5 protein-coding genes are annotated in these 7,475 nt (G+C 48.7%); all 5 read right to left on the bottom strand.

From position 1 onward, the window contains the following. Positions 1-122 precede the first annotated feature (122 nt). Complete coding sequence (locus QUB04_RS14300; RefSeq protein ID WP_333285187.1) at positions 123-1,283, bottom strand: decarboxylase; 1,161 nt, start codon at positions 1,281-1,283, stop codon at positions 123-125. 233 nt (positions 1,284-1,516) lie between these two features. Then, positions 1,517-3,283: an asparagine synthetase B family protein gene (locus QUB04_RS14295; RefSeq protein ID WP_333285185.1), complete on the bottom strand. Its 1,767-nt coding sequence runs from the start codon at positions 3,281-3,283 to the stop codon at positions 1,517-1,519. A gap of 291 nt (positions 3,284-3,574) precedes the next feature. Next, positions 3,575-4,210: a DUF3859 domain-containing protein gene (locus tag QUB04_RS14290; RefSeq protein WP_333285183.1), complete on the bottom strand. Its 636-nt coding sequence runs from the start codon at positions 4,208-4,210 to the stop codon at positions 3,575-3,577. Between the two features lie 292 nt (positions 4,211-4,502). Further along, entirely contained in the window at positions 4,503-5,219 is a 717-nt protein-coding gene (locus QUB04_RS14285) for an HAD-IA family hydrolase (protein WP_333285181.1), read from the bottom strand. A gap of 163 nt (positions 5,220-5,382) precedes the next feature. Continuing rightward, positions 5,383-7,296, bottom strand: coding sequence for a S9 family peptidase (locus QUB04_RS14280; RefSeq protein WP_333285179.1), 1,914 nt, complete (start codon positions 7,294-7,296; stop codon positions 5,383-5,385). Positions 7,297-7,475: the final 179 nt, after the last annotated feature.

Genomic DNA, 7,475 nt, shown 5'->3' with positions numbered 1-7,475 from the left:
GAAGAAGGAAGAAGGAAGAAGGAAGAAGGAAGAAGGAAGAAGGAAGAAGGAAGAAGGAAGAAGGAAGAAGGAAGAAACTATGCCCAATGCCCAATGCCCAATGCCCAATGCCCAATGCCCTATTAAAAGATTTGCCCGTTTAATAAGATAGAATAGTCTTCTCGCTGTCGAATTAATCGATCGCCCTTAGCATCAATCAACACCTCAGCAGGGCGGGGGCGATGCAGAAAATGTGACGACATCGCATAGCCGTAAGCCCCGCTATCCAAAATGGCGATCGCATCTCCAATTTTGAGTTTCGGTAGCCAACAGTTGCGCCCCAAATAATCCCGCGAATAAGTCGTGTTGCCGCAAATATCCGTTTCATGTCGCGATACATCGCCAGTTTCCCAAGTTGCGATCGCCCGATAGCCCCCGTGTACCGCAGGCACCGATAGATTTGATACAGTCGTATCCACGCCGACAATTTGCCTATCGCCCAACCACTTCACCGACACAACTTTCGCAAGCAAAACGCCACAACCTGCGATCGCCGATCGTCCCGGTTCAATCACCAACTCGATCGGGCGAGATAGCGCACTCAGTCGTTCAGTAATCGCCGCACCAAACTCCCGCCAGTCAAACATTGCGCCGCCTCGATAGGGATAGCCAAAACCACCGCCAAAATCGAGGGTTCGCCAATCGGGCAACTGTTGGGCGATCGCAATTAGGCGATCGATCGCCTGCGTAAAAGCACTCGTGGCGTTCGTTCCTGTCCCCCGATAAAAATGCAATCCGGTAATCCTCAACCCCTGCTGCTGCGCGATTTCGTTTGCTTTCTCGAATTCGGCGGCACGCACTCCAATCCGGCTGTCTCCCGTCAATTCCGGTGAATTGAGGCGCAGTCCAATTTCGGCACGGATCGATCGCGGTTGACTCCCGCAATATTCGCAAAAATCTTGGAGTTGCGACAGACTATCGAAGTTAAATCGATCAATCTTCCACTCAATCAATTGCTGAATATCCGCCCTGTTGAGGTTACTGCCGGTGTAGACGATGCGATCGCTCGTAAAACCCGCTTTCAGTCCCAAAAAAACATCCCCCGGTGTATTCGCGTGTAGCCCCCAACCAGCCTGCTGAATCAATTGCAACAGAGCAATATTGCCGTTGGTGACGGTGGCAAAATGAAACTGAACGTGCGGATAGTCGATCGATCGCGTAATATGCTCAAGGGTTTGATGGAGGCGATCGGCCTGATACACATATAAGGGCGAACCATAAGTTGACAAAAGTCGCTGGGCCATTGCTTCGGAGAACGGCGGAGAATGTGTTTTGGTTTCATTCTGTAGCAAAGATTCAGTCATATAGAAGAAGGAAGAAGGAAGAAGGAAGAAGGAAGAAGGAAGAAGGAAGAAGAAATTAAGGAAGAAGGAAGAAGGAAGAAGGAAGAAGAAATTAAGGAAGAAGGAAGAAGGAAGAAGGAAGATTGTAAAATCGAGTGAATAGTAGTCAACAGTCAACAGTCAACAGTCAACTGTCAACAGTCAACAGTCAACCTCCTTCGATATTTCCAAATGCGTTGCCCGATCGCCGGTGGCAACCAAAACACATGATCAAGCGATCGCTTAACCGGAATTTCGCCTAAAACATCGGTTCGCCATGCCTGCCACATCAGCAGCAGCCAGAGATTATTGCCAATATAGCGATCGCGCATTGCAACTCCGAGTTCTCCCGATAACATCGAGTCGGCTAAATGGGGCTGCCAGCAATTTTGCGATCGCAACAGATTCGGATTCAGCCGATCGCCGATCGCAGTCCAAAACTCCCCGTAATACCAAACCTTCAACGGCACACCCATCCCGCGCTTTTCCCGCCAGACAATTTCCGGTGGCAGCCAGCGTTCGGACGCTTTTTTGAGGATGTATTTTTCGCACGCACCTTGCAGTAGCAGCTCTCCTGGCAGTTGAAACGTCCAGTCCGTGAGGTCGGGGTCGCAGAAGGGCGATCGCACCCACAAACCGCAAGCAAACGCCAATGCCGTTGCCCTCGGCTGAATATTTTGGGCACCTTTGAGCATCAGCGAAGCGCGCCGCAGCCTCGCTAGCAGGGAAGGACAGGTTTCGGGATCGATCGCGTCTTGCAGGTAAACGCTCAAATCGTGAGACTGGATGCGATCGAGCATTTCTGGCGAAAAAATCTGTTTTTCATAACCATAAAATCGCTGAAACGTCCGCAAATACTGCTGTTCAAAGGTTTCTCCTCCGGCGGGATGTTCTGCCGTGTAAACTCCGTGTGCAATCAAAGGCTTGTTTGTCCATCCAGCAAATAGCTGATCGCCATTCTCGCCATTGAATACAACTCGCACGTCTTGCGCCGCCGCCTGTTTGAGCAAAAACAGTGCAGCCGTCGTGCCGTCTCCATAGGGTAAATCGAGGGCTTTGGCGGTTGGCCCGATCGCCCGCAACACTGCATCGCCCGTCGCCGCCACTCGGATCAGCGGAATCTGGAAAAAGTCCGCCACCTGTTGGGCGTAGGGCAATTCGGAATAGGCTTCGACACCAAAATCGAGGGCATAGGCGCGCACTTGCAAGCCTGCTTTCACTAGCAGCGCCGTCACCAGGGAAGAATCGATGCCACCGGAGAGTAAAACGCCTACGGGTTCGTCGATCGGCAAATCGGCTACTTGTCGATCGATCGCCTGTTGCAACAGCCCTTGCAATTGTGCGATCGCCTCATCTTCACTCCGCAGTAGTTGGGGCGCTTCTTGCCAAGCGGATGGCAGCGATTCCCTACGGGATAGCTTCGCCGCGCGTACTTTCGGCAGATCGTTAACATCGGCGATTTCCCAAATCATCTCGCTTCCGGCTGCTACGGATGCAATTTGCTCGATCGGCGTTAACGGCGTGGGTACGTAGGAAAAACAAGCATAACTGTGTAGGGCGATCGGGCTAATTTGAGGGGAAGCAATCAGCGGTAGAAGCAATTGCATTTGCGTCGAAAACCAAATCGTTTCTGCCAACTGCATCCAATAAAGCGGCACTCGCCCAAACGGATCGCGCCCCAGCCTTAGCTGTTTCGCTTCTACCGCCGCCCAAGCATCTCCCGGTAAATCGGTTGCCCGATCGCGCCCGCAAGCATTCAGCGTCACTGTGTCAGCCGTGAGTACAGATGCAGAGGCGATCGCCCATTCTGATAATTTGCCCTGTCGGATGAAGTATTCAGGCACTAAACGGCTGAGCGTTTTTGTGTGATCGCCCTCTCCCCAGTAGCCTATGAAATGTGAAGGTTTGCAGATCGCACCCATTAGATATCTCCAATAATCATTGTGGAACAGGCATCTTGCCTGTTCAAAACAGGCTTTTTTGGATAAGTCTATTTAGATATCTCCAATAATCATTGTGGAACCGGCATCTTGCCTGTTCAAAACAGGCTTTTTTGGATAAGTCTATTTAGATGTCTCCAATCATCATTGTGGAACCGGCATCTTGCCTGTTCAAAACAGGCTTTTTTGGATAAGTCTATTTAGATATCTCCAATAATCATTGTGGAACCGGCATCTTGCCTGTTCAAAACAGGCTTTTTTGGATAAGTCTATTTATTTCACCGTGAAAGGTTCACTGCTGATCGCGCGCCCATCCAGGGACATCCGAACTTCCCAGTTTCCCGGTGGTGCAGCAGATCCGAGATCGTAAAAGCAGTGCGTATTCCAAACCGCAGTATCGATCGTGCGAGTTTGATACCTGCCTTGATTAACAATGTCACCGCTGGGATTAATCCAATCGCATTGCAGAGACAAATGATTGCCGATCGGAGCATTTTTCAACGTCACCTGGTAGTAGATGCGGGGGTTGATTTGACGGTTGACTTGAGTAAGGCTGTCACCACCTTTTTTCGATAGCGCAATCCTGTCTTCTCCTCCCACAACTTGAGCAGTTTTTTGTTGCTGATTTTGCCCGAACAGTACGCCTATACCGATCGCAGAGATGACAACGGCTGTCGAGGCGATCGCGATCCAGCGGTTGCGTCGCTGCTGTTTTTCTAGGACTTCGCGGCGGCGCATTTGGGCGATCGCATCTTCTAAAAGCTCATCAGGCAGATTCAACTCCCGTAAAATTTCTCTTACCTGATCTGGGGCCAATTCTAACTCGCGCTGCTGCGATAACTTGTCGATTTCAGCGACTACCTGTGCTAACTGAGTTTGAGTGAGTCGAGTTTCCATAGAGTTCACCATTAGTATCTGTAATGTTCTTTCCCACTAGAAAGTTAAATATAGCGATCGCCTCTCTCTTCTCGAACTCAGCGCCCTCTGCGCTCTCTGCGGTTAAATTACTCATATTATTCAATAAACAGCTCTATAAGTCAATTCATAAAAATCATAACATTAACCTCATAAAATTCATATTTATAGTCCTGGACGCATGGGGACTCATGCGAAACCGGGTTTTTTTACGAAAAGACGCGCTGCCACCCGCAGATTAGGTAAAAAAACCCGGTTTCTTTGTCGGAGTGCGTCCAGGACTGACTTATATAAAATCCAGACTAGGAAACTCTTCTATTTTTTGAAAATCTGTTAAATTAAACTTTTCTGAATCTATTTTTTCTTGGTGGCGATTCAACCAAACTGCATTTAATCCCGCATTTTTAGCACCACAATAATCAGCTTTGAAGCTGTCGCCGATATGCAACACATTCTCGGCGATGCAATTGTGCTTTTGCAAAGCTGCGGTAAAAATTTGAGACTGGGGTTTTGCTGCACCAACTTCGGTGGAAATTGTCACTGATGTGAAATATTCAGCTAAGTTTAGTGCTTTTAATACTGCATAAAGTCGCGAATCGAAATTCGATACTACTGCTAATTCAATCCCTTGTTGCTGCCACCTATTTAATGCTGGCAATACGTCGGGATAGACGAACCAAGGTTCGGCGGTGGCAAAATGAGCGTAGAGTTCGGCAAAGAATTTGGGAAAGTCTGAGAATTGATTGAAAACGCCTGCTATTTGAAAAGCGTTCGCGGAAACTGCTTGCCACCATTCAAATTCTAGCTGGGGAATTTTGGCTAATTCTCTTCCGGGAAATGCCATCGGATTTGAGTCGCCAAAACTTTGGAAAAATGCTGCATTTAACTCTTCGTTAGAAACAGTTACTCCCCAACTGCGGGCCAATTTTCCGTAGACTTCGCCGACGCTGCCGCGCACGTCAAATAGCGTCCCTGCGGCATCTAGAAAAATAATTTTGGTCATTTGAGAAGAAAAAGGGAAGAGGAAAGAGGACTTATCGCACATCCGGTTGCATCGGAATGATTTAACCACAGAGGACACAGAGAACACAGAGGAAAAGAAGAGAAGAGAAGAGAAAAGAGATTTGAGTAATTCCTTCTTTGTTCTTCCTTTTTCCTTCTTCCTTCTAATTAGTTGTTTGCGGATTCACTACACCAGAATGATTGGCAATGTTGCCCGCAGGTTCAAATCTGCCTCCTAAATATTTGGCTAGGAATTCTTCGGCGATCGCATAAAAGTGCAGGCGATTTTCCGGTCGTGCAAATCCGTGTCCTTCGTCTGTATAAAGCACGTATTCTACAGGTTTGCCGGCTTGCTTCATGGCATTGACAATTTGCTCGCTTTCTGCTTCTTTCACTCGCGGGTCGTTGGCACCTTGGGCGATTAGTAAAGGTTTCTGGATGCGATCGACAAAAGATAAAGGGGAGATCGATTTGAGAAACTCTGGTTCTGTTTCCAAATTGCCGACGCGGTGATACAGACTTGCTTTTCTTGGTTCCCAGTAAGGGGGAATAGTTTGCAGCAGTGTAATCAAATTGCTTGGCCCGACAATATCGACGGCGCAGGCAAAAACATCGGGACTAAAAGTCAATCCCGCTAAGGCGGCATAACCACCGTAAGAACCGCCCATAATCGCAATTTTATCCTGTAGGGCAATTCCTGTTTTTACCAGCCAATTTACCCCATCTAGCAAGTCGTCGTGCATTTTAGCCGCCCATTCGCGATTGCCGGCATTGAGAAAGGCTTTGCCGTAGCCGGTGGAACCGCGAAAATTGATTTGCAAAACGGCGTAACCTCGGTTTGCCAGCCATTGGGCTTGTGGGTTGTAACCCCAGGTATCGCGTGCCCAGGGGCCACCGTGAACAAGCAAGACTGTCGGTACGGGTGTGGCGACACCAACCGGTTTTGTCAGGTAGCCATGAATGGTTAAACCATCTCTTGCGGTGTAAGAAATGGGTTCCATTGATGATAGCGGTAGCCCTTCGAGTTTGGGTTTGTTGCTGAACAGAAAGGTGAAGGTTTTGGAGGCGCGATCGTAGGCATAGTAGTAAACTGGGCCGTCGTCTGTCATGTAAGCGACTAGCCAAGTGGTATCGGCGAGGTTGCGGCTGGTGATGGAGAATTCGCCGGGGCGAAATTTGCCGAGATCCTCAAAATCCTCTGCTATGCTTTGGTCTAAAATCCGCCACTCTTGCTTGTCCTTGTAGAAGGAAACCGCCTGAATCTCTCGCTTCGTGGGGTGTACGACCATATCGCCGACATCGTATTCTGGGTCAGAGGCGAGATCGGTTTCTTGCTTGGTTTCCAAATCTAGCGCGATCAAACGTTCCGCGTTAGCATCGTGATCGCCTCGGATGTAGAGAATTTTGCCGTTTTCTGAGAACATGACGGCACCGCCTTCGTCGTCGGGGCCCCAGCTTCGCAGGCTTTCCCAAGACTTGTCCGCAGTTTCCCTCCATAGCAATTCTTTACCGCCCTCGGCAGTTGTGGCTGTGGCCGCCCGCACTTGAAATTGGGCGTCAGCAGCCCAATTGACGATGTTTCCTGGGTTGTCGGTGTCGAGTTCAACGGCACCGTTTTGCAGGTTGATGCGGTAAAGATCGTGTTTGCGCCGATCGCGGATGTTCATTCCCACTAATATTTCATTGGGGAAGTTGCGGTCAAGGGCAATCAGATGAGCTCGAACACCTTGAAAGGGTGTCAAGTCGCGCACCAGGTTTGACTGAATATTGACTGAGAATAAATGCCATTTTTCATCACCATCAATATCTTGCTGATAAATGAGATATTCGCCGCTGTATGTCCAGTAAAAGATGCGGATGCCCCGTTTTTTATCTGCTGTCAGTTGGCGATCGTCTGATTGACCGACGGTACGCAATTGCACTTGCAAAACGTTGTTTTCATCTGGTGCAATGTAGGCGAGATACTTGCCGTCAGGTGAAAGTCTGGGGCTAGTTTTTTCTGGATTTCCAAACAGAATTTCCCGCTCGATTAGCGGTGGAAGTTCGGTTTTTGGCTGTTGAATTGTAGGAGTTTGCATTTTTTATTGTACCTAATATTTTCTATAGGAACGGGCAAGATGCCCATTCCACAAGAACATTGAATTTTTTTGGAACGGGCAAGATGCCCATTCCACAAGAATATTGAATTTTTTTGGAACGGGCAAGATGCCCATTCCACAAGAATATTGAATTTTTTTGGAACGGGCAAGATGCCCAT

It is taken from the genome of Microcoleus sp. D2_18a_B4 (assembly GCF_036702475.1).
GTDB lineage: Bacteria > Cyanobacteriota > Cyanobacteriia > Cyanobacteriales > Microcoleaceae > Microcoleus.
This window is presented reverse-complemented; position numbering and strand designations above follow the sequence as displayed.

Bases quoted from the DNA above. Each gene is read 5' to 3' on its own strand.
- QUB04_RS14280 (WP_333285179.1), bottom strand. From the start codon at position 7,296: ATGCAAACTCCTACAATTCAACAGCCAAAAACCGAACTTCCACCGCTA.
- QUB04_RS14295 (WP_333285185.1), bottom strand. From the start codon at position 3,283: ATGGGTGCGATCTGCAAACCTTCACATTTCATAGGCTACTGGGGAGAG.
- QUB04_RS14300 (WP_333285187.1), bottom strand. From the start codon at position 1,283: ATGGCCCAGCGACTTTTGTCAACTTATGGTTCGCCCTTATATGTGTAT.
- QUB04_RS14290 (WP_333285183.1), bottom strand. From the start codon at position 4,210: ATGGTGAACTCTATGGAAACTCGACTCACTCAAACTCAGTTAGCACAG.
- QUB04_RS14285 (WP_333285181.1), bottom strand. From the start codon at position 5,219: ATGACCAAAATTATTTTTCTAGATGCCGCAGGGACGCTATTTGACGTG.